This window comes from Paenibacillus lacisoli (genome assembly GCF_030580655.1).
GTDB lineage: Bacteria > Bacillota > Bacilli > Paenibacillales > Paenibacillaceae > Paenibacillus > Paenibacillus lacisoli.
In genome coordinates this window covers 41,456-63,675 of sequence record NZ_JAUQTB010000002.1, presented here as the reverse complement: position 1 = coordinate 63,675, position 22,220 = coordinate 41,456, and the positions used below count along the sequence as shown (strand labels likewise).

20 protein-coding genes are annotated in these 22,220 nt (G+C 52.9%); 17 read left to right on the top strand and 3 right to left on the bottom strand.

Annotated elements, in window-relative coordinates:
* The first annotated feature begins 2 nt into the window (after positions 1-2).
* The 15 genes from Q5741_RS04070 to Q5741_RS04000 all read left to right on the top strand — a co-directional run bounded on the left by Q5741_RS04070 (position 3) and on the right by Q5741_RS04000 (position 16,618).
* Positions 3-1,331 (top strand): 5'-deoxyadenosine deaminase, encoded by a 1,329-nt coding sequence (locus Q5741_RS04070; protein WP_305022786.1) that lies wholly within the window; start codon positions 3-5, stop codon positions 1,329-1,331.
* Between the two features lie 45 nt (positions 1,332-1,376).
* Positions 1,377-2,459 carry an XdhC family protein gene (locus Q5741_RS04065; protein WP_305022785.1) on the top strand — a complete coding sequence of 361 codons (1,083 nt, stop codon included), beginning with the start codon at positions 1,377-1,379 and terminating at the stop codon, positions 2,457-2,459.
* Positions 2,456-3,088, top strand: a complete 633-nt coding sequence (locus Q5741_RS04060; RefSeq protein WP_305022784.1) for a nucleotidyltransferase family protein — start codon at positions 2,456-2,458, stop codon at positions 3,086-3,088. The genes Q5741_RS04065 and Q5741_RS04060 overlap by 4 nt, the downstream gene beginning before the upstream one ends.
* A 16-nt stretch (positions 3,089-3,104) precedes the next feature.
* Positions 3,105-4,034: an FAD binding domain-containing protein gene (locus Q5741_RS04055; protein ID WP_305022783.1), complete on the top strand. Its 930-nt coding sequence runs from the start codon at positions 3,105-3,107 to the stop codon at positions 4,032-4,034.
* Positions 4,035-4,038: 4 nt separating this feature from the next.
* The gene (gene pucD / locus Q5741_RS04050) at positions 4,039-6,327 is read left to right on the top strand and encodes a xanthine dehydrogenase subunit D (protein WP_305023324.1); all 2,289 of its coding nucleotides are present in this window, start codon (positions 4,039-4,041) and stop codon (positions 6,325-6,327) included.
* Positions 6,324-6,938: a (2Fe-2S)-binding protein gene (locus Q5741_RS04045; RefSeq protein WP_305022782.1), complete on the top strand. Its 615-nt coding sequence runs from the start codon at positions 6,324-6,326 to the stop codon at positions 6,936-6,938. Before pucD ends, Q5741_RS04045 begins: the two co-directional genes overlap by 4 nt.
* Before the next feature lie 25 nt (positions 6,939-6,963).
* Positions 6,964-8,163 (top strand): amidase, encoded by a 1,200-nt coding sequence (locus tag Q5741_RS04040; protein ID WP_305022781.1) that lies wholly within the window; start codon positions 6,964-6,966, stop codon positions 8,161-8,163.
* Positions 8,164-8,242: 79 nt separating this feature from the next.
* The gene (locus tag Q5741_RS04035) at positions 8,243-9,004 is read left to right on the top strand and encodes a YqcI/YcgG family protein (protein ID WP_305022780.1); all 762 of its coding nucleotides are present in this window, start codon (positions 8,243-8,245) and stop codon (positions 9,002-9,004) included.
* Positions 9,001-9,294: a hypothetical protein gene (locus Q5741_RS21740; protein ID WP_455430322.1), complete on the top strand. Its 294-nt coding sequence runs from the start codon at positions 9,001-9,003 to the stop codon at positions 9,292-9,294. The genes Q5741_RS04035 and Q5741_RS21740 overlap by 4 nt, the downstream gene beginning before the upstream one ends.
* A 241-nt stretch (positions 9,295-9,535) precedes the next feature.
* On the top strand, positions 9,536-11,014 hold the full coding sequence (locus Q5741_RS04025) for an aldehyde dehydrogenase family protein (RefSeq protein WP_305022778.1): 1,479 nt from the start codon (positions 9,536-9,538) through the stop codon (positions 11,012-11,014).
* A gap of 238 nt (positions 11,015-11,252) precedes the next feature.
* Positions 11,253-12,128 carry a DUF6612 family protein gene (locus Q5741_RS04020; protein ID WP_305022777.1) on the top strand — a complete coding sequence of 292 codons (876 nt, stop codon included), beginning with the start codon at positions 11,253-11,255 and terminating at the stop codon, positions 12,126-12,128.
* Between the two features lie 139 nt (positions 12,129-12,267).
* Complete coding sequence (locus Q5741_RS04015) at positions 12,268-13,641, top strand: sedoheptulokinase (RefSeq protein WP_305022776.1); 1,374 nt, start codon at positions 12,268-12,270, stop codon at positions 13,639-13,641.
* Positions 13,642-13,724: 83 nt separating this feature from the next.
* Positions 13,725-14,708, top strand: coding sequence for an aldo/keto reductase (locus tag Q5741_RS04010; RefSeq protein WP_305022775.1), 984 nt, complete (start codon positions 13,725-13,727; stop codon positions 14,706-14,708).
* A gap of 134 nt (positions 14,709-14,842) precedes the next feature.
* Positions 14,843-16,255, top strand: a complete 1,413-nt coding sequence (locus Q5741_RS04005; protein ID WP_305022774.1) for an alanine/glycine:cation symporter family protein — start codon at positions 14,843-14,845, stop codon at positions 16,253-16,255.
* Positions 16,256-16,330: 75 nt separating this feature from the next.
* Positions 16,331-16,618: a hypothetical protein gene (locus Q5741_RS04000; protein ID WP_305022773.1), complete on the top strand. Its 288-nt coding sequence runs from the start codon at positions 16,331-16,333 to the stop codon at positions 16,616-16,618.
* A 71-nt stretch (positions 16,619-16,689) separates the two neighbouring features.
* Here the strand turns inward: Q5741_RS04000 and Q5741_RS03995 are convergent, their stop codons facing one another.
* Positions 16,690-17,070: an iron-sulfur cluster biosynthesis family protein gene (locus Q5741_RS03995; RefSeq protein WP_305022772.1), complete on the bottom strand. Its 381-nt coding sequence runs from the start codon at positions 17,068-17,070 to the stop codon at positions 16,690-16,692.
* A 304-nt stretch (positions 17,071-17,374) separates the two neighbouring features.
* Here Q5741_RS03995 and Q5741_RS03990 point away from each other — a divergent pair, with 304 nt between their 5' ends.
* Together Q5741_RS03990 and Q5741_RS03985 are read left to right on the top strand one after the other, a co-directional pair.
* The gene (locus Q5741_RS03990; protein WP_305023323.1) at positions 17,375-18,919 is read left to right on the top strand and encodes an acyl-CoA synthetase; all 1,545 of its coding nucleotides are present in this window, start codon (positions 17,375-17,377) and stop codon (positions 18,917-18,919) included.
* 75 nt (positions 18,920-18,994) lie between these two features.
* Complete coding sequence (locus Q5741_RS03985; RefSeq protein WP_305022771.1) at positions 18,995-20,227, top strand: aminopeptidase; 1,233 nt, start codon at positions 18,995-18,997, stop codon at positions 20,225-20,227.
* Between the two features lie 143 nt (positions 20,228-20,370).
* On the opposite strand, the gene Q5741_RS03980 is transcribed toward Q5741_RS03985, so the two are convergent.
* A complete protein-coding gene (locus tag Q5741_RS03980; protein ID WP_305022770.1) occupies positions 20,371-20,913 on the bottom strand; it encodes a transcription repressor NadR in 543 nt (180 codons plus the stop codon).
* Positions 20,903-22,048, bottom strand: a complete 1,146-nt coding sequence (locus Q5741_RS03975; protein ID WP_305022769.1) for an IscS subfamily cysteine desulfurase — start codon at positions 22,046-22,048, stop codon at positions 20,903-20,905. Before Q5741_RS03975 ends, Q5741_RS03980 begins: the two co-directional genes overlap by 11 nt.
* Between the last annotated feature and the right edge of the window lie 172 nt (positions 22,049-22,220).

Sequence of the window (22,220 nt, the reverse complement as noted above, 5' to 3'; positions counted from 1 at the left end):
AGATGAGCTCCATTCTGATCAAAGGTGCACAAATCATGACGATGAATGCCCGGGAGGAAGTCTACACGGGTGATGTTTATATTGAAAATAATCTAATTATTCAAATGGGACCCAGCATCGATCTGCCGGCTGACCGTGTCATTGATGCGAGAGGCAAAGTTCTGCTGCCGGGATTTATACAGACTCATATTCATCTTTGCCAGACGTTGTTCCGCGGCAGAGCGGACGATATGGAACTGATGGATTGGCTGCGCAAACGGATCTGGCCGCTTGAAGCGGCTCATGATGAAGAGTCGGTCTTTTATTCGGCTTTGCTTGGCATTGGTGAACTGATCTCCAGCGGAACGACGACGATTATGGATATGGAGACAGTTAATCATACGGAGTCCGCTTTTCAGGCGATGGCCCAGAGCGGGATTCGTGTCATTTCCGGCAAAGTGATGATGGACCATGGCTCCGAGGTTCCTATTCCACTGCGTGAGACAACTTCAGTATCTCTGCAGCAGAGTGTGGATTTGCTGGAAAAATGGAATGGCTTTGGCGGCGGACGCATCCAATATGCGTTTTGTCCAAGATTCGTCGTCTCCTGTACCGAGGAGCTGCTGACCGAGGTGCGTGATCTGTCTGCACAATATCATGTCCGGGTCCATACGCATGCTTCCGAGAACCGGGGCGAGATCGAGCTGGTAGAATCCGAGCGCGGTATGCGCAACATTGTATACCTGGATCACATCGGATTGGCCAACTCGCGGCTGGTGCTGGCACACTGTGTCTGGCTGAGTGAAGAGGAGAAGGAGATTATCAAGAAGCGCGGCGTCAAGGTTACCCACTGCCCTGGCTCCAATCTGAAGCTTGCTTCAGGCATCGCAGAAATTCCGGATTTGATGAACCGTCAGATTCAGGTCGGGATCGGCGCGGACGGCGCTCCCTGCAATAACAATCTCGACATGTTTCAGGAAATGAGGCTCGCTGCGTTAATCCAGAAGGTACAGCATGGCCCGACCGTAATGGATGCCCGTACTGTTCTTCGTATGGCCACGATGGGCGGTGCAGAGGTACTGGGGATGGAGCGGGAGATTGGCAGTCTGGAGCCGGGCAAAAAGGCGGATCTCGTCCTGCTTGATCTCGATGATTACCATACGTACCCGTCTTACGAAACAGATATTTACTCGCGTGTGGTCTACTCTGCGACACGAAGCACCGTGGACACCGTGATCATTGACGGCAGCATCGTATTCGAGAACCGCAAAGTACTGACGATGGACCGCTCTATCGTTCTGAGGGAAGCAGACAAGTCGATTGCCAGACTGACCCGGAAAATTACCGTTTAGGAGGCCGTACGGTCAGGGTTTAAAGTGCGGGAGGAGGTATGAGTGATGCATATGAGTGATATTTGCCGACAGGGACGTGTTGAACCGGATCGCTGGGTACTCGCGACTGTAATCCTCGCAGAGGGACATGTGTACCGAAAACAGGGTTCAGCTATGCTGCTGGGCTGTGACGGCAGGAGCCATGGCCACCTTAGCCCCGGCTGTATCGAGAATGATCTTCTGGAGAGGACCGGTATGGTTCTGCAGAGTGGCTGCTGGGAGATTGCGACCTATGATATGCGTCCGACCGATGATTTTTCCTGGGGGGAGAACGTCGGATGCGGCGGTCTGCTGCACATCCTGCTTGAGCCGGTAAGCGGCCTGCTGGCAAAGGTGATGACTGCCATGGAGCAGCACTTGTCAGCCGGACATGAGGTTGTTCTTACACGCCATTTTGATGAAGCAGGACTCGGCTACTCGATAAGCATTCAGGCTGATGATGTGAAGGGAGCAGCTTATTTCGCTCCAGCTGATAATACTGTCACAAAGGGGCAGCCAGCCTGGTTAGGCAGGTCGCGGCCTTCGTCCTCCATGAGAGAAAGGCTGCTGGCTCGAAAGAGCCAGGATGCGGTTTCATCCGGTCAACCTTTCACCCAGCTGTTCAGGCCCAAATCCCGTCTGATTATTCTTGGTGCGGGCCCGGATGCTATCCCGGTTGCCGCTCTTGCGGACTCGGCGCATTTTCACGTTATTATTGCAGATTGGAGAGGGGGGTTGCTGCGGCAGGAGGACTTCCCGGGAGCAGATTTGGTGGAGGGTTTTCCCGCCGAGCTGCTGCCCAAACTGAATCTGCGGCATGACGATTACCTGCTGATCATGAGCCATCAATTCCACCGGGAGCGTGAGTTTCTCGGTCTGGTAGCAGGATGCAGGCTGAGCTATCTAGGGATCATGGGGACCCGGGAACGTACTGCCCGTCTGCTTCAAGGTCTGCCGCATCCCGGAAGCCACCTCCACTCTCCGGTTGGTCTCTCCATTGGAGCAGACGGACCTGAAGAGATTGCGATCAGCATTGCGGCCGAGCTGATGCAGACGAGGCGTGAGCTGCAGCAAAAGCGGGAGCATTCACTGCAGAGCCAGGCATTATGAAGATGCCGGCTGGTATCATCCTGGCTGCGGGCCGCAGCAGCCGGATGGGCTGCAACAAGCTTGCGATTCCGCTGGGAGAGTCAGCGATTCCGCTTGGCGGATTGGTTATCCGTTCTGCGCTGAGGGCTGGACTCGACCCGGTCATTGTCATCGGAAGCGAGCCGGCTTTACCCCTCTGGCTGCAGGAAAGTCTGAGGGCAGAGGAGAGAGCAGAGCGCGTACAATATGTATACAGCGCAGAATCCCGGCAGGGGATGGCCTATTCCATTCGTGCTGGCGTGGCTGCTGTACGGGCTCTCAGGCTGGAAGCCTTTATCCTTCTGCTCGGAGATCAGCCGCTTGTCAATGAAGCGCACATTACAAGGCTTGTGCAGCTGAAACAATCATCCTGCGCAGCCGCAGATTACGCTGCTTATGAGGACAGAGGCCAAGTAAAGCCGCCTATCCTGTTTTCATACCGGATGTACAATGTGCTTGCCCGGCTTGAAGGTGACCAGGGAGCGAAGCAAGTGATACATTCCGCGCAATGGAAGGGGAGACATCTGACCTCCGGTCGTGAAATCTTCCTGGATGCAGACACGCCTTCTCAGCTTGAGGAAATCCGGGCATATTTACGATGTCTACCATAATAAAGGGGGCGCTGGCATGAAAGCTGTCGATTGGAGAGCTGCAGCAGAGCCCACAGTAGCCGTGCCGCTAATGATGAATCAGGCGGCCGCGCAGCTGTTGTCGGGAGAGTGCCGCTCCATTTACGCTGCCGGAGGGACGCTGCTGCGAACGCAGTGGGAAGCCGGCACAGCGATATATCCCGAGCAGATCATCAGTCTGGACAGGATACCTGAAATGAAGGGCATTCAGCTGACCGGCCAAGGACTGAGAGTGGGTGCTTCAACTACATTATCAGAATGTGAGTATCATTCATTAACTGCGGAATATGCTCCTGTCCTGCTGGAAGCGATTCGTCAAATTGCAGCACCTTCCATCCGGAACCAGGCTACGATCGGCGGCAATATCTGTTACGGGGTCGGTGACACCCTGCCTGCGCTGATCGCTCATCAGGCGCTGCTGACTATCTGGGAGCCAGAGGGAATGAGACGGATTTCAGTCGAAGAGTGGCTGGATCGGTTTACAGGCGGTACGCGGTCTCAGGCCGAGATCATCGTCGAGATTTTCATCCCTGTCATGGATAGCGGGCTGGTCTGTGGTGAAGATGAGGATGAATGTGGAGAGACTCGCATGATTCAATTTTTTCGAAAAATAGGACGGCGGGAGGCGTTTACGCCATCCCTGGTCACGGTTGCCTTCCGGGGCGTTCTGGAGCATGGAATATGGCGGTCAGCCTGCTGTGCTGCGGCCGGCGGGGCAGCTCCTGCGGTTCGGCTGAACCGGGTTGAACAGGTGTTAATCGGAAATCCTTACAGCATCAAACAGCTTGGTGAGCTGAGCCGGCATGTGCTGGAAGATTATCACGGCTTTACGGATGTATTTGCTTCAGCTGATTACCGCTGCCGGGTGGCGGCCAGTCTGCTGGCTGAAGGGCTGTATTCTGGGATGAGTGAAAATGAAGGGAAGTGATTCCATGCGCTTAAGCCGTGTAAGCAGCGGGAGGAAGTGGCGTATCCGTCCCGATGGACGGGACAAAGTGAGCGGCCGTCTGAAGTATCTGACTGATCTGAAGATGGAAGGTATGCTCTACGGCAGAGTCCTGCGCAGCGAACATGCCCATGCCAGAATACTTTCGATCCGTACCGAGGCAGCAGAGATGATGCCGGGTGTCCGCGCAGTCATCACACATCAGGATGTGCCTGGCATGAACCTGTTCGGAATTGCCACCCCGGATCAGCCGGTACTATGCGACCGTTATGTGCGATATACCGGTGATGCGATCGCTGCCGTCGCTGCTGATTCTCCGCAAATTGCGGCTGCAGCCCTTCAGCAAATCACAGTAGAATATGAGCCGCTCGAACCGATTACCAGCCCTGAACAGGCATTGGAGCCGAATGCTCTGCAGCTTCATCCTAATGGAAACGTGCTTCACCGTACTGAGGTAAAGCGTGGTGAAGCGGAAGAAGCCTTTGCCGTCTGTGCCCATATCGTAGAAGAGACCTACTACACGCCCCGCCAGATGCATGGATACATGGAGACCGAAGGCGGACTATTTGTTCCGGAACCCGATGGCAGACTGACGGTGTATGCTGCTACTCAGCATGGCTACAAGGATCGAATGCAGCTCGCACGTATCCTCGGCATGCCGGAGGAGAATATCCGGGTCATCTCCAGTCCGATCGGAGGCTCGTTTGGAGGAAAGGATGAGCTGAATGTACAGCCTTACGGAGTACTGCTGGCCATCAAGAGTGGACGTCCGGTCCACATCCATAATTCCCGTGCCGAATCGGTAAGAGCGGGTCTCAAACGCCATCCAATGAAAATTGAAATGAAAACAGGCGCTGATCCCCAGGGGCGCATCATTGCCCACCGTGTAAGAATTACAGCGGATACGGGAGCTTATGCCACGCTCGGGGCACCGGTATTAAACTTTGCAACCGAGCATTGTATGGGGCCTTATGTTATTCCTCATCTTGATGTAGAAGGAATATCGGTTTATACGAATAACGGTGTGTCTGGCGAGTTCCGTGGCTTTGGGGGAAACCAGGCGATCTTCGCCATGGAAGGACAGATGGACCGGCTGGCAGCACTATTGGGTATGGATCCGTGGGTCTATCGTCTTCTCAATATGCGGGAGGCCGGCGATCCGGGACCTCTTGAACAGGAGATTGTTCATACTGACGGACTGGCCCAGGTATATGAAGCCATCAGCAGCTCTTCACTGTGGCAGCGGAGGGATTCCGGCGATCTGCAAGAATCTCTGCCCTGGATCAGGCGTGGAGTTGGAGCGGCGGTTGCCATGCATGGTGCAGGCCTGGGTTACGGTATTCCGGATCCCGCAGGCGGCCGTTTATCCCTGACACCGGAAGGGCTGATCGAAGCAGCATTCAGCTACGAGGAGTTCGGCCAGGGATTAATCGGTACGCTGGAGATCATGCTCTGTGATTTGTTTTCCTGTGACCGTAAAGATCTGAGTATTGTGATCGGGGATACAGACAGGGTACCACACAGCGGTTCAAGCACGGCCTCCCGTTCCACAACGATGGCCTGGATGGCGCTTCAGCGTCTCAAGCCCATGTTTCTCAGCAAGGTACTTGGAATTGCTTCCCGGTTAACAGGCCAGCCGAGTATGGAACTGACGACAGGGATTCACGGTGTCTACGCTAAATCCGTCAGCGGCGTCCGCCCCCTGCTCAGTTACCGTCAGATCGCAGAAGCAGCAGATGAACCGCTAGTCTTCGATACGCAGTTTGAATACCCGACTACACCTGACAACGTTGTGGGCGGACACTATCTTTATACTTACGCAGCTGTTGCTGTGGAAGTAGAGGTGAATACGATTAGCGGAGAGGTGAAGCTACTCGATACGCTGCATGCTGTTGCAGCCGGACCTGTGATTAATCCGATGGGCTACATCGGCCAGATTGAAGGCGGCAGTTTGATGGCGTTAGGCTTTACCTTAACGGAAGACGCCGTCATGCGTGAAGGATTGTACGCTACAACTAATCTGGATACGTATTTGATGCCGACCATCAAGGACATTCATACCCGGCTAGAGATTGAAGCCATTGAAGATCTCCCTGACGGAGACTCATTCGGTCCCCGAGGGATCGGCGAAGTCGGCTCGGTTGCCCTTGCACCTGCTATAACTTCAGCCGTACATCATGCCACCGGCATGTGGCTGAACAAGCTGCCGATCGAGCGGGAGCGTCTCATACAGCCGTTGTTTGAACAGGACGAGGAGAGGAGACATTTCGTATGAATGACGAGCATGAACGGGATGCTGTAGACTTGGTAGCGCGGGATACGTCAGCAGATACGCTGTCCTCAAATTCCTCAACCCACTCCTATCGCTGGAATGCTGTATTGAATGGGAAAGAGATCACAGTCGTTACGTCGCCTTCCCGGCGGCTGGTCGATCTGCTGCGTCATGACCTGCAGATGACAGGAACCAAAGTATCCTGTGAGATCGGCCGGTGCGGGGCATGTATGGTGCTGGTTGACGGCCAACCGCTGAACTCCTGCCTTCTGATGGCATATCAATGCGAGGGGAAGAGCATCACGACCATAGAAGGGATTGGCAGTACAGCTTTGCCTTCGTTTGAGGAAGATCCGTTGGCTGGTGTTGATCCGGTTCAGGCCGCATTTCTGGAAGAGGGCGGTTTTCAATGCGGTTACTGTACCCCAGGCATGATTCTATCTACCAAAGCGCTGCTTGACAACCATCCGCATCCTACCCGGCAGCAGATAGAAGAAGGACTGTGCGGAAATTTATGCCGCTGTACCGGTTATGGAGCGATTATTCGTTCCGTGGAACGTGCCATAGTACACTGTGATGAGAGAGATCTGTCAACCAATCAGGGTATCAAGTAATAATGGAAAAAAGGAGGGCTCCGGCATGCAGCCAGATTACAGTACGATTGTCAGCCCCAAAAATATAGAGCCGACAGGGAACGGAGTGCTTAATGGAATCAGCTTTGCCGTCAAAGACGTGTTCGCGGTAGAAGGACACACGAACGGGGCAGGCAACCCGACCTGGCTTCGAACTCACGCACCGGCAGCCTCACATTCTTCTTCGATCTTCAAGCTGCTTTCGAATGGCGCCTGTCTGACTGCCATGACGGCAACCGATGAGCTGATGTTCAGCCTGGCCGGGGAGAATGTTCATTATGGTACCCCTGTTAATCCAAAGGCGCCGGACCGTATACCGGGAGGATCGTCGAGCGGCTCGGCCGCTGCGGTTGCAGCGGGTCTGGCCGGGGTCGCGCTGGGTACCGATACAGGGGGTTCTGTACGTGTTCCTTCATCTTATTGTGGACTGTACGGCATGCGCCCGACCTGGGGGAAAATTCCGTTGGATGGTGTGATCCCGCTGGCCGCAAGCTTTGACACGGTCGGTTGGATGGCACCTACCCTGGAATTGTTGAAGCAGACGGGCTTCCTGCTGCTGGATTCGGCTGAGGTGAACAGAGAGACAACCTGGTCATGGAAGCTGGCATTTCTTCCTGAGGAAGCATGGGAGCTGTGTGATCCGTTAGCTGCCGCAGCACTGCGTGAAGCATTGACCGGATGTAAGTCCTCGCTGCCTGTGAGGCTGGAATCCGTGTCGCTTCCTCTAGAAGGGGAAGCGCTGCAGGACTGGGCCGGTGTGTTTCGGATGGTACAGGGGTATGAGATCTGGCAGGAGCACGGTGCGTGGATTGAACGGGAGAAGCCGGTGTTTGGCTCAGATATCGGGGAACGAATCCGCTGGACACAGACCATTACTCAGGAGCAGTATGAGGAGCATACGGCACGCAGGCAATCGATCCGTACGCGTCTGATTGAGATGCTGGGCAGCGACAGCATGCTCGTCATTCCTACCGTTCCCGGCCCGGCACCGCTTAGAGGGTATACCGGGCCACGGGCCGATCAGATTCGCCAGCATACGATGCAGCTGACTTGCATTGCCGGACTTGGCGGTCTGCCGCAGGTCACCCTGCCTTTGGCGGAATCGGAGGGATGTCCGGTTGGGCTTTCCTTTATCGCAGGTCCTGGCCAGGATCTGCGTCTGTTAAGCTGGTTAGAGACCCATTTCCGGGTTCTGCAGAACAATTGAATAAGCCGGAGAAGAAAGCGGCGGGACAGTCACCATTTTTCCTGTAGGCGATAAGCTGTAGGTAAAAGGAGGACTGTTCATGCCGCTTTTGTTTCAATATAGGGATATCGTGAATGAAGAGCTTCCACTGGAAGACTGGAAGAAGGAGGCGTGCCTGGCGTTCGCTTCCAAAATGAGTAATCGCGAAGCGCGTTTTCCCTGTATTCCGGCCACACATGCATTCGCACAGGGTCACCTCCGCTATAGTTTTGTGTCCCATCCGTGGAGCGGATCGGCTGGCCGGGAGATGGCCGAGATTCTGGCTGAGTACGGTAGATCTTCCCGCTCGTTCGGTGATTACTCCTCGCTGGTGATCTTCTTTGAACCGGAGGAGGAAATTCGAAGTGTGCTTGAGTATGAAAATGTGTTCTGGAGTCTGCTAAGCGATGTGAGCCAATTGGACAGCATGCCATGGCCGGAAGACATTCCTGAAGACCCACATCAGCCAATGTGGGAATTCTGTTATGAAGATGAACGCTATTTTGTCTATTGTGGTACACCGGCACATCATGCCCGCCAGAGCAGAAGCTTTCCTTACTTTATGCTGGCGCTGACACCGCGGTGGGTATTAACCCGGTGGAATGCGAATCCGCAGAAGGCTGCGGCTATTGCTCCCCGGATTCGCAGCCGCCTGAAGGCATATGATGCAGTACCCGCGCATCCCGAATTGAAGCAGTATGGAGCTCAAGGCAATCTGGAATACAAGCAGTACTTTCTGCGGGACGATGATACCTCTCCGGGCGGCTGTCCGTTTCATCGTGCAGCCTTGAAGGCAAGGGCAGAGGATGAGACGGTAAAATGACAAAAAGCAGCAGCCTCTTCGAGGGGGCTGCTGCTTTTGAATTCACTCATATCCTGAAATGGTTAGCTGGAAGCGGTCAAATATTCATCAAGCCGATCCCAGGTTTCAGTAATTCCCTGTTCCATCCCCATCTCAATCACTGTCCGAAGCGCATCCTCGGAAGCAAACCTGGCACGGTTCACGACTTGGGTCTGTCCCGGGCCGATGTTCTGGAAGGTGACGGTAATCGTGGAATCGATGATTCATGCTGTGAAAAAGCTCAGGCCGAAGGCTGGATCTTCGAGGGTTAGCCGCAGCGGAAGATCGTCGGTCGCTGCCGATTCTTGGTGTCATATCATTCGATTGACTGAAGTATAACTCATCTGAAATAGTTCTGTGAAGACATGGTTCGGTGTGAAAACCTCTTTTCCAAAATGATGCATCCGTACAATGCACCCATCATCGTTTTCCCACGCCTTAATAAGGGTAACTATTAGTGAATTGCTAACCAATCGTTATTGCTGAACAACCAACCAGAAGGAGGCAATTATCATGAGTCTAATGAACAAGTCGACCAAGGAATGGAATAAGCAATACATCGCAGGCCAATGGGTGGAAGGGTCAGGCGAGAAGCAGTTGGACAACCTGAACCCGTTCACGGGTGATGTGATTGGCAGCTGGACATCCTCCAGCAAAGACGATATTGACAGAGCGTACCGTTCAGCCTTGGAAAAAGGGCACGAATGGGCTGCTCTGCCCCCGGGTGAACGCAGTAAGGTGCTTCGCCAGGTGACCGTCGTGATGGACCAGCGAAAAGACGAGATCATCGAGCTGCTGATCCAGGAATCGGGCAGTACAAGGGTAAAAGCAGAGCTTGAATGGAAAAGTGCGAGAAGAGTTGCTGAAGAATCCGCCTCGTTTCCGTACCGGATGAAGGGTGAAATTCTTCCTTCCGATATTCCCGGAAAGGAGAACCGGATTATCCGGGAAGCCAAAGGCGTTATCGGCGTCATCGGACCATGGAACTTCCCGCTGCATTTGTGTATGCGCTCTGTAGCACCAGCTCTTGCACTCGGAAACGGCGTAGTCATCAAACCCGCTTCGGATACCCCGATCACAGCCGGATGGCTGATTGCGGATCTGTTCGAGGAAGCGGGACTTCCGGCAGGCGTCCTCAATGTCGTGGCAGGCAGCGGCAGCGAGATCGGCGATGATTTTGTCAGCCATCCGATACCGAAGGTGATTTCGTTTACAGGTTCAACTGAGGTGGGTCAGGGGATTGGACGCCTGGCTGGCGAGCATCTCAAGGAATCGGCGCTGGAGCTGGGCGGCAATAACGTTATGGTCGTTCTGGATGACGCGGAGGCGGATCGTGCAGCGGCGGCCGCTGTCTTTGGCAAGTTCCTGCACCAGGGTCAAATTTGCATGGCATTGAATCGGATTGTTGTGGATGAGAGCATTTACGATGCGTTCCTTGAAGCCTTCCTCGGTTATGTGAAAAAACTGCAGGCTGGAGATCCTGCAGATCCTAAGACTCTTGTTGGGCCGCTCATTCACAAGCGTGAAGTTGACCGGCTGCTCGGAGAGGTCGAATCGGCGAAGAAGCAGGGGGCCAGAGTGGCTGCAGGCGGTACAGCCAAAGGCAGCGTTCTGGAACCCACCGTGCTGGTGGATGTGAAGCCGGATTTCGATATCGTGCAGAAGGAGCTGTTCGGCCCGGTGGCGGTTATTATCAAAGCATCGGGTGAAGAAGAGGCGCTTCGCATTGCGAATGACACCAAATACGGACTGAGCGGTTCTGTTTTTACAACGGATCTGGAACGCGGTTATCGTGTGGCACGCCGGATCGAGACAGGGATGATCCACGTGAACGACCAGTCGGTGAATGATGAAGCCCATGTCATGTTCGGTGGGGAGAAGGCTTCGGGGCTGGGACGGTTTGGCGGTGACTGGGCCATCGACAAATTCTCGCGTATGCGCTGGATCAGCATTCAGAATCCGTACCGGGACTATCCGCTGGTGAATGGTTAATATCCTGCTTCATGGAGAGACGGCGCTGCCGTCTCTTTTTATAGTTAATGTAGAAAAATGTCGAAAAAGCGTAAGTCATAGGCCCTATCTAACGACAAAATGTCTTCATAAACCTTCATAATTCACATGCAGATGTTACTTATTTTTTAGTAGGATAGCCTTAATTTCCCTTTAAAATGGTTTCAAGCTGCTTTTTTTGTTTATTATCAAAGGGAATACAATTTAGGAGGACATTCTTTTGAAAAAGTGGGCAGTAATTCTAACAGGGGTCATGTTAACAGCAAGTTTATCTGCGTGCAGCAGCAATGATGAGGCAAAGAGTGATACACCGGCCACATCAACTTCCACGCCATCCACGGATGCTTCGGCTACGAAGGCTTCGGAGGAAACCAAGGTTCCAACCACAAAGGAACTGGTCCAGAAGGTAACTGAAGCAGGTGCAAGCCTGAAAAGTTTCTCCATGGAGAGCACCATTAATCAGAGCCTGACGATGACAGTAGACGGTAAAGAGCAGAAGCAGGACATCTCTATGAAAACGAAACAGGACATGGTGAAAGAGCCTTTCGCAATGTACCAGGAGATTGAATCCAACATTCCAGGCGCCAGCAATGGTGAAACGATCAAGCAGTATATCACCGAAGATGGCATCTACAGCCAGCAGAACGGAACATGGGTGAAGCTGCCGGACGAGAGCGCCAAGCCTCTTCTGGAACAAATGAAAAATGCAGGCAGCCCGGAGCAGCAGTTCAAGCAGTTTGACTCCATTGCCGACCAGGCTAAAGTCACAGACGAAGGCGACACCTATCTGCTCAAAGCTAATCTGTCCGGCGACGGCGTGAAGGAACTGGCGAAGAGCTTCCTGGAGCAGAGCGAAGGTGCCAACGCACAGGCTGCCCAGCTGCTGGATCAAATGGACATCAAGAGCATGGACATGTCGTACTCCGTCGACAAAAAAACCAACTATCCGGTTGATACCAATGTAAATATGGTTATGACGATGGATGTGGAAGGCCAGAAAATTGATATGGTCATGGACATGAAGGGCAAGATCAGCAAGCATAACTCGATTGACAAAATCGACATTCCTGCTGAAGTGACCAACAGCGCGAAGTAAGTTGAAGCCATCATTCTACATGTTTGATTAACAGAAAGACAGCTCTCCGGGAGGAGGGCTGTCTTTTTTTGACACAGGGCCCCGAGTTGCGGATACTGGTAGAAGCACTATTGGAAGCCGAAACAGGGAGGACACAAGCATGTTCGTTATGGGAATGGATATCGGAACCACCTCGATCAGTGGTATTATACTGGACACCGACCAGCAAATCATACAATGCAGCAGAAGCCTGCCCAACAACTCCGCGATCCCCTCTTCCACGAGCGGCGAGAAGCTTCAAGATCCGGAAGTGATCTGGCAGCTGGTAAGCAGGCTGCAGGCAGAGATGACGGCCACGCTGGCTCAACCGCTGGGAGGCATCGGTCTTACCGGACAAATGCATGGAATCCTATATGTCGATGCATCGGGCCGCCATTGCAGTCCGCTGTACACTTGGCAGGATCAACGGGCCGCCGAGATAAGTGCGGGCGGTATCAGCTTTGCCGAAACACTGTCACGCAGACTGCGTACCCCGGTAGCACCAGGCTATGGCTTGGCGACTCATGCCTGCAATGTGGCCCAAGGGCTCGTCCCGCAGGAAGGGGTGGGCATGGTCACGATAGCGGATTACATAGCTATGCGGATGACCCGCTCGGCCATGCCGGTCATCGATCCGACCCAGGCCGCGGGCGTGGGAGGCTATGACTGGAGGAAAGGAGCATTTGAACAGGACAAGCTTGAAGATGCCGGTCTTGATATCTCCCTGCTGCCGCAGATTCTTCCGTCCGGTTCGCAGGTCGGCGAGACGCCGGAAGGAGTGGCTGTATTTCTATCGATCGGTGACAATCAGGCCAGCTTTCTCGGCAGTGTGAGCGCACCTGCCGAGAGTCTGCTGCTGAATCTGGGAACCGGCGGACAGCTGTCTGTCTATGTTGACGGATATGAAGGTGATATTCAGGGAATGGAGCGCAGACCTTATCCGGGTGGCGGGTACCTGTGGGTTGGAGCATCCTTAACCGGTGGAAAAGCGTATGCGGTGCTTGAACAATTCATGCGCGAGCTTATTCACACTTATACAGGCCGTGATCCCGGCAGTGTATATGATTATATGGAAAGTCTGACCGCGCAAAGCGCTTTTTCGCCGCAAGGCAGTGAAAGTCTCCGGGTGGCCGCACAGTTTCTTGGAACCCGGGATAATCCGACTCAGAGAGGCGCAATTACCAACATCACCATGGACAATTTGACACCAGCCAATCTGACTCATGGATTTATCTGGGGAATGGTGGAGGAGCTGTATCATTTTGCGGCCGCGCTGCCTCCCGAAGTTATGCAGGGAAGAACACGGCTGATCGGGTCTGGTAATGGTTTGCGTCTGAACCAAGCTCTTCGTCTAGCAGCAGAGCAGCAATTCGGCTTACCGCTGCAGCTGCCGAAATGGCAGGAGGAGGGCGCCGTCGGGGCGGCTCTGACGGCTGCCGTAGGGTTGGGGATCGTTGAACATTTTGTTCAGGCTGGCCGGCTGTTGGAATCTTAAGTAAACTCATGTTTAAGGTACTCCCTAATCCGGGTAAGAGATGAATTGGATATCTATAACGAAAATTACAGGAGGAAGCGGCTATGAAATATAGAAAATTGGGAAGAACTGGTCTAGAAGTCAGTGAGGTGAGCTTCGGCACTTGGGCCATCGGGGGAGACTGGGGTACGAGTAAGGATGAAGATGCTCTGAAATCCCTGCAGCTTGCAATAGGGGAAGGTGTTAACTTCTTCGATACCGCGGATGTGTATGGAGGCGGTCATGCGGAGGAGCTGCTCGCCAAGGCGACGAAAGGCAGGCATGATGATGTACATATTGCAACCAAATTCTGCCGCGCAGGTAATATCCACGATGCGGACAATTATTCAGAGAAGGCTGTCCGTGCATACTGTGAACAGAGTTTGAAGCGTTTACAACGTGAAGCGATTGACCTGTACCAGGTTCACTGTGCACCTTTTGAAGTGCTGAAGCAGGGGGCTGTATTCGAGGTATTGGACAAACTGAAAGACGAAGGCAAAATCAGGCACTATGGAGTCAGTGTCGAGACAGTAGAAGAAGGGCTGCATTGCCTGTCCGTACCCGGGGTAGAAGCACTGCAGATCATTTTCAATCTGTTCCGCCAGCAGGCTGTAGAGCAGCTGCTGCCGCTTGCTGCGGAGAAGGATGCAGGCATACTGGTCCGGCTGCCGCTGGCAAGCGGTCTGCTGACCGGCAAATTCAGCAAATCCTCGCAGTTTGAAGCTAATGACCATCGCAATTTTAACGCCAATGGAGAGCAGTTTAATGTCGGCGAGACGTTCGCGGGGTTGCCTTTTGCCAAAGGGGTTGAGCTTGCTGAACAGCTGTCATGGATCGCAGAGGGGCGGCACAGTATGGCTCGGGCATCTATGCGCTGGATTCTGGATCAGCCCCAGGTGTCCTGTGTCATTCCCGGATTCAAAAATACGGATCAGGTATTGGATAATCTCGGTACGCTGGACGTACCTTCCTTTAGCGATGACGAGCTGAAGAAGCTGTACCATTTTTATCGGCAGGAAGTAGTACCGCATGTCCGCGGGGAAATATAAATCTGCAAACTGCGTGTTGGAAGCTTTTGTGAAAATATCTCAATAGAATGTTTCTCTTTCTTTCATGTTTCAATTTTTGTATACTGTTATAAAAGTTGACACCAAAATTATGATGACAGCGAGGAAACTTCAAGATGCAGCAGGTTCTACAAGATGGGATTACCTTAATCAACGACCTGTTATGGTCAAAACTGCTTATTATTATGCTGATCGGCGCAGGCCTTTACTTTACGTTCCGCAGTAAATTTCTGCAGGTCCGGCTGCTCGGAGAAATGTTCCGTGTACTTCGGGAATCCGGCGGCAAAAACAAGGATGGTATCTCACCCTTCCAGGCATTCTGTATCAGTATGGCGGCAAGGGTAGGAACAGGAAATATTACGGGCGTAGCTATTGCCATAGCACTTGGAGGTCCAGGTGCTGTGTTCTGGATGTGGGTTCTGGCCGTCATCGGCTCGGTATCCGCATTCGTGGAGAGTACGCTGGCGCAGATTTATAAAGTTCGCGATGGCGGCGGCTTCCGCGGGGGCCCGGCTTATTACATGGAAAAAGGCCTGAAAAAACGGTGGATGGGTATCCTGTTTGCGATTCTCATTACGCTGTCTTTCGGCCTCGTATTTAACGCCGTCCAGTCCAATACGATTACAGTTGCATTTGCCAACTCCTTCGGGACAGACCGGCTCATCGTAGGCTTGATTATGACCGTTGCTTTCGGAGCCATTATCATCGGCGGCGTCAAACGGATCGCCAAAATGTCCGAGTACATCGTCATTATACTCGCCGTGCTGTATATCGGTATTGCCCTGTTTATTGTGCTGACGAACATTACACAGCTTCCGGGCGTCATTGGACAGATCGTCAAGAATGCCTTTGGTTTTGACCAGATTGCAGGCGGTTCAATTGGTGCGGCTTTGATGAACGGGATCAAACGCGGTTTGTTCTCCAATGAAGCAGGTATGGGCAGTGCACCGAATGCAGCTGCAACTGCGACTACGAGCCATCCGGTGAAGCAGGGACTGATTCAGGCATTTGGTGTTCTGACGGACACACTGATCATTTGCACCAGCACCGCCTTCATCGTGCTGCTGTCAGGGGCTTACAAGCAGCAGGGACTGGGCGGTATTGAGCTGACACAGGCTGCGCTGAGTGTGCACATCGGTTCATGGGCATCCGGCTTCCTGGCTATTATGGTATTCCTGTTCGCTTTCAGCACGCTGATCGGGAACTATTACTACGGTGAAACCAACATAGAGTTTATTAAGTCCAGTAAAGGCTGGCTCTGGGCTTACCGGATTGGTGTGCTGGCGATGGTTATGTTCGGCGCGGTTGCCAAGGTGCAGCTTGTATGGGATATGGCCGACCTGTTCATGGGTCTGATGGTTATCGTCAATCTGATCGCAATTGTGCTGCTGGCCCGTTTTGCTTTTGGCGCTTTGGCAGATTATATGCGGCAGAAAAAAGCAGGCCAGGATCCGGTCTTCCGCTCATCTTCGATTCGCGGATTGACGGATACCGAATGCTGGGATGACCAGCCGTCGACCAAAAGCTAATCTTTACGTTCGGGAGAAGGTCATTTCGGTCATGGACCGGAGTGACCTTTTTCACCAGATACTGGAGGGATCGCATTGGCTTGGATTGCCAGACAACCGTATACGAAGGTTCAGCGGAGCATTATGGATGCCGCCCAGATTACGGTTCACGAGGAACGGATGCTTTACCTCTTTCCGGACCGGGTACAGACCCGCCACCGTGAATTTGAATTAGGACAGGTATTCGACATGTCCTTTCGTCCGATGGGTCCGGAGGGCGGAGGAGGCATGCTGTATCTTCATACCTATCAAGGTGTCTTTTCGTATACTGTAGAGAGTCATCCCGAGTCATTTATTCAGGCTTTTCGGCAGGTGCGGCGTTAGTGACAAGAATAAAATAAAACAAGAAACCCGGTCCTTAGGGACCGGGTTTCTGCTTACTGCAGACATATCGATTATGATTTTTGGGGTACTGCACAAGCTGCAGCGGCCGATGATGCGGCAGGCATCTCGTTTGTATGGCGGATATCCCGGACCGTAATATTCCTGCTGTAGGTCATGGAGTCACTGTTCAGAGTATAAGAGGGATATGTCGGGTCGGTATCCAGGCGCATGGACTCTTCGTAATAGACGGCATGCAGCTTATCAATGATAAAAGGTACGGTATCCGTATCTACAGGTACATCATCCTTGGCCGGTTCATCGACGATAAGCAGTACGGTAATACCGTCACAGCCGCAATCCTGGGTCTCGTAGAACATTTTAATATAACCTGGTTCAGTCCCGATTTTATCGAGCAATCGCTCTGCTGCTAGTGCTGTCAGCTGTATCTTCATCATATTCACTCCCAGTTTCAAGGGTATGTTCTAAGTATACTATACCCTGTATGCGATAGGGAGCGAACGGTTTAATCTTCATGCAACCTTTATGGGGGCGGTATACTTGCTTGCTAATGTATCTATAGAGCAATAATTTCCCCATAATGATAAGAGGTTAATTATTTTTCGTGGTACTAGTACTTGGTACTAGGATTTAGTGTTATAATAAGAAGCAGTAAATTATTTAAACGTACAGAGGAGATGGCTCCAATTGAACTACGAATCGTGGACTGCACCCGAACTATATAATTTGACATCCGAAATGGAAAATCATCCGTCCGACAAAGTTGCGCTGAAATGGCTTGGTGTCGAAGAGGAGTACGCAGAGATTACGTACGGCGAACTGAGACGTCAAGTGAACCGCCTTGCCTCAGGATTAAAAGAGCTGGGACTGGAGAAGGGGGACCGCGTACTTGTTATGGTACCCCGTCGAATTATCGCTTACGTCATCTACATGGCCTGTCTCAAGATGGGTGTGGCCATTATTCCTTCTTCCGAGATGCTTCGTGCCAAAGATCTATCCTACCGTCTCCAGCATTCTGAAGCATCTGCGATCCTCGCCTGGTCTGACCTGACTGGAGAAGTGGACAAAATTCAGGAGGAACTGCCTGCCCTCAAGCACCGTATTGCGGTTCCAGCCCTGAACGGCGGGCAGGCAGAGGGATGGCTTGGACTGCAGGCCCTCATGGATGGACAACCGGATACATTCACAGCAGAGGTTACCCATCGGGACGATCTTGCGATTCTGGCGTATACATCCGGCACGACAGGCAATCCCAAAGGGGTTATGCACAGCCATGGCTGGGGATATGCCCATCTTCGGATTGCATCCACGCTTTGGCTGGATATCCATCCGGATGATACGGTTTGGGCAACAGCTGCACCCGGGTGGCAAAAATGGATTTGGAGCCCGTTCCTATCCGTTTTAGGAAGAGGAGCGACCGGGTTTGTCTACAGTGGATCTTTCCACCCCCAGCGGTATCTGGAATTGATCCAGGAATATGGTATACAGGTGCTGTGCTGTACGCCGACCGAGTATCGTCTAATGGCGAAAGGCGGCGGACTGGAGCAATTTGATCTATCGAAGCTGAGAAGCGCCGTATCGGCCGGGGAGCCGCTGAATCAGCAGGTTATTGATATTTTCCGCAGCCAAGCTGGGATCATGATCCGGGACGGTTATGGCCAGACCGAGAGCACGCTTCTGATTGGTGTACTGAAGGACGCAGATTTGCGCGTGGGCTCCATGGGGATGTCCATTGCGCCAGGGCTGGTCGAAATTGTCGATGACGAAGGGCTTCCGGTTGCTCCGGGTGTGGTTGGCGATATCGCAGTTCGGCTTGATATGCCTGCGCTTTTCCATGGTTACTACAAAGATCCGGGCCGTAAGCAGGCCAGCCAGCGGGGAGACTACTTTGTAACAGGTGACCGTGCCCGCCGTGATGAAGACGGCTACTTCTGGTTTGAGGGACGCGGTGATGATATAATTATCAGTTCAGGCTATACGATCGGTCCGTTCGAGGTCGAAGAAGCGCTGATGAAGCATGCTGCCGTGAAAGAATGTGCGGTAGTAGCCAGTCCTGATGAGATCCGCGGTCATGTCGTAAAAGCGTTTGTTGTGCTGCGGGAGGATGCAGCGGGTTCACCAGAGCTGGTGAAGGAGCTGCAGCAGCATGTGAAGGAATGGACTGCGCCGTATAAATATCCGCGTAAAATAGAATTTGTATCCGATCTGCCGAAAACCACCTCCGGGAAGATCCGCCGCGTAGAGCTGCGCGAGCAGGAGAAAGGGCAAACGAAACAGAATTAACTACAGTTGGCATCAACCATAGACTGACCAGCCCGCTGGGCTGGTCGAATACATAGGCCGGGAGTGGACAACGAAATGAGTCAATTTACAGAAATGCTGGAGCAGTATGCGGAACTCGTCATCAAAGTGGGCGTTAATATTCAACCAGGACAGGTGCTGATGGTAACTTCACCGGTGGAGACGCTGGAATTTACACGTTTTATTGTACAGAAGGCTTATGCGGCTGGCGCAAAATATGTCCAGGTCGATCTGGAGGATGATGTCATTACGCGCAGCCGTTTTGAATACGGAGCAGACGATACATTTGGTTATTATCCGCAGTGGAAGGCCGACATGCTGGAGAAGTTTGCGGAAGAAGGCGGAGCAACACTGACGATCAAGGTACCGGATCCGGACCTGTACCAGGGAATTGACTCCGGCAAGGTAGCTCAGTCGACCAAGGCTGCTGCTGCGGCTCGGGCCGGCTACTCCAAGTACACCCGCAGCAACAAAATCAGCTGGTGTCTGATTAAGGCGCCAACCCAGGCATGGGCGAACAAGGTTTTTGCAGATGTTCCAGAAGAAGAGCGAGTGGCTGTGATGTGGGACACGATCTTCAAGATGAACCGTGTAGGAAGCGGCGATGCCGTGGAGAACTGGCGCCAGCACCTGGAGACGCTCCAGCAGATGCAGGATAAGCTTAACGTCAAACGCTACAAAAGCCTTCGTTATCAGGCACCAGGTACCGATCTGACCATCGAGCTGGCTGAAGGGCATATCTGGAAAAGCGGCGGAGCCGAGAATGGACAGGGACATCAATTTGTGGCTAACATGCCGACCGAAGAAGTGTTCACCATGCCCAAACGCAGTGGCGTCAACGGGTATGTGACAAGCACCATGCCGCTGAACCTGAACGGCCAGCTGGTGGATAAGATTACATTTACGTTCGAGAATGGTAAAGTTATCAAGTACACGGCTGAATCCGGGGAGCAGCATCTTCAGAACCTGCTGGAGACGGATGAGGGTGCAAGCTATCTCGGGGAGGTTGCCCTCGTGCCGCATGACTCGCCGATCTCCAACCTGAACCGAATTTTCTACAACACAGGTGTAGATGAGAATGCGTCCTGCCATCTTGCACTGGGCAGTGCCTATCCGTTTAACCTGGAGAAGGGAACAGAGATGACCTCTGAGGAGCTTTTGGCACACGGGGCCAATGTCAGCCTGACTCATGTCGATTTTATGATCGGTTCTGCTGATCTAAACATCGACGGGGAGCTGTTCGACGGAACGGTAGAAGCGGTATTCCGCCAAGGGAACTGGGTTATTTAATTTGCAGCTAGGAACAAGAGCCTGCCAGGGTCACCATTCTGTGATCCGGCAGGCTCTTTTGTTTTGTGTCAGTTCTAAGTTTTGTTGGCAGCTGCTTCAGCAGGGATGAACCGGATATGCACCTGCAGCGGGGTCTGATTCACTCAGTCAGTTACAAGAAACCCAATTTCCCTCAAAGCTTCACACACCTCATCAAGCCGCTCTTCACTTGGCGAAGTCAGGGTATGCAGATGCACCCCCTGGGTCAACTCTGAGATAAAGGTGGCTTTACTGGAGCGGATGTTGCTAATGAATTCGTAGACTTCTTTGCGTGTATGTACGCGGATCTGTGCTGATATTTGTCCATAGACAGGGTGTTCCACGATAACATCCTTGACGCCGACGCCATGATCGACAATAAGCAGCAGCTCCTCCTCGCTCTGCTCCGGTGTATGCTGCACGGCGATTACCCGTTCAAGCAGGGCAGGGCCTTGTCTCGAATCACTCTCCATATATACATAACCTTGGCTGGTCGCAAGAATGGGCTCGTTGCGCGCTTTCAGCAGTGTCATGTCCTGAACAATGACCTGTCTGGATACACTGGCCCGCTGAGCCAGCTCGTTCCCGGTAAGAGGAGAAGAGGATTTCAGCCAGTCGAGCAGCTGAGCCCGGCGTTCATCCCCGGTCAGCTTGATTTTATCCGTCAATCGGACCGCCTCCTTTCAGTGATGCCAGCAGCTGAATAAGCTGGTCAAGTTCTTCCGTGGTTGTGGACCGGCCAAAGGAAATGCGGATGAATTGAAGGGCATCCTCCTTCCTCAGTCCAATTGCCGTCAGGGAGGCTGAAGGCTCTTGGTGGCCTGCTGCACAGGCCGTTCCGGTAGAGATGCAGATCCCGTTCCGGTTGCACTCCAGCATAACATACTGACCTTCCATTCCGCCAAAAATACAGCCCGCCACGTGCGGAAGCAGATGGACCTCCCGTTCATTCGCTGCGCTCGTCAGTGGAATCCCATGCTGCTTCGCCTGGCTGAACAGATGGCTGCGCAGCCGCCGGAAGTGTGCCAGCACCTCCGGCTGATCCTGTATGACGCTCGCAGCTGCAGTGACAAAAGCGCCGATTCCCGGTACATTAACCGTACCGGCGCGAAAGCCGCGCTCGTGGCTGGTGCCGGGCAGTACAGGTTTCCATGGGACAGCTGGAGCGATATAAGCTGCGCCGACGCCTTTTGGACCGTATACTTTATGACTGGAGAAGGAAGCGGCATCCACGCCCATACGGGTCACATCGATCGGCAGCTTGCAAAAGGTCTGAACCATATCACTGTGAAGAACAATTCCCCGAGCTCTCAGCAGCGGGGACAGCTCTTCGAGCGGCTGTATAATCCCCGTCTCCGAGTTGGCATGCTGGATGGATACAAGCCCCGTATCCGTCTGGATTGCATTCTCCAGAATTTCTTTTGTTACCAACCCCTGCGAATTCGGTTGAATAGCCGTAACGCGATAACCGAGTCGTTCCAGCAGCGGAAGCGCATTGCGAATAGATGCATGCTCGACGGTAGTGGTGATCCAATGCTTACGACCTTCAGGCAGTCCATTCAAGATGGACAGGATGGCCAGCAGGTTCGACTCGGAACCGCCGCTGGTGAAGTAGACCCCTTCCTTAGCCCCTCCGATCATACCTGCCAGCTGCTCCCGGCTGTACTCCAGAATATTTTCTGCCCGGCCGCCCGCATCATGAAGACTGTGGCTGTTACCGTATACCTCGCGATTTAGTTCGTTCAGAGCCGTAAGTGCCTGCTCGTTCATCGGCGCTGTCGCCGCATAGTCCAGATAGATCAACCTCTGATTCTCCTTTGCTTCACTCTTATATCTATAATTCCACATGAAACTATTGTACCTGATTGAAAGCGTCCGACAAGCATTGTTTATATGAACTGGAACGCGCCCGTTCCCAAAATCCTTGCTTGCAAAGTGACTGAGCTTATTGTAGTGTTGTATCAGAATCAGTGTC

Bases quoted from the DNA above. Each gene is read 5' to 3' on its own strand.
- Q5741_RS04070 (WP_305022786.1), top strand. From the start codon at position 3: ATGAGCTCCATTCTGATCAAAGGTGCACAAATCATGACGATGAATGCC.
- Q5741_RS04065 (WP_305022785.1), top strand. From the start codon at position 1,377: ATGCATATGAGTGATATTTGCCGACAGGGACGTGTTGAACCGGATCGC.
- Q5741_RS04060 (WP_305022784.1), top strand. From the start codon at position 2,456: ATGAAGATGCCGGCTGGTATCATCCTGGCTGCGGGCCGCAGCAGCCGG.
- Q5741_RS04055 (WP_305022783.1), top strand. From the start codon at position 3,105: ATGAAAGCTGTCGATTGGAGAGCTGCAGCAGAGCCCACAGTAGCCGTG.
- pucD (WP_305023324.1), top strand. From the start codon at position 4,039: ATGCGCTTAAGCCGTGTAAGCAGCGGGAGGAAGTGGCGTATCCGTCCC.
- Q5741_RS04045 (WP_305022782.1), top strand. From the start codon at position 6,324: ATGAATGACGAGCATGAACGGGATGCTGTAGACTTGGTAGCGCGGGAT.
- Q5741_RS04040 (WP_305022781.1), top strand. From the start codon at position 6,964: ATGCAGCCAGATTACAGTACGATTGTCAGCCCCAAAAATATAGAGCCG.
- Q5741_RS04035 (WP_305022780.1), top strand. From the start codon at position 8,243: ATGCCGCTTTTGTTTCAATATAGGGATATCGTGAATGAAGAGCTTCCA.
- Q5741_RS21740 (WP_455430322.1), top strand. From the start codon at position 9,001: ATGACAAAAAGCAGCAGCCTCTTCGAGGGGGCTGCTGCTTTTGAATTC.
- Q5741_RS04025 (WP_305022778.1), top strand. From the start codon at position 9,536: ATGAGTCTAATGAACAAGTCGACCAAGGAATGGAATAAGCAATACATC.
- Q5741_RS04015 (WP_305022776.1), top strand. From the start codon at position 12,268: ATGTTCGTTATGGGAATGGATATCGGAACCACCTCGATCAGTGGTATT.
- Q5741_RS04010 (WP_305022775.1), top strand. From the start codon at position 13,725: ATGAAATATAGAAAATTGGGAAGAACTGGTCTAGAAGTCAGTGAGGTG.
- Q5741_RS04005 (WP_305022774.1), top strand. From the start codon at position 14,843: ATGCAGCAGGTTCTACAAGATGGGATTACCTTAATCAACGACCTGTTA.
- Q5741_RS03995 (WP_305022772.1), bottom strand. From the start codon at position 17,070: ATGAAGATACAGCTGACAGCACTAGCAGCAGAGCGATTGCTCGATAAA.
- Q5741_RS03990 (WP_305023323.1), top strand. From the start codon at position 17,375: ATGGAAAATCATCCGTCCGACAAAGTTGCGCTGAAATGGCTTGGTGTC.
- Q5741_RS03985 (WP_305022771.1), top strand. From the start codon at position 18,995: ATGAGTCAATTTACAGAAATGCTGGAGCAGTATGCGGAACTCGTCATC.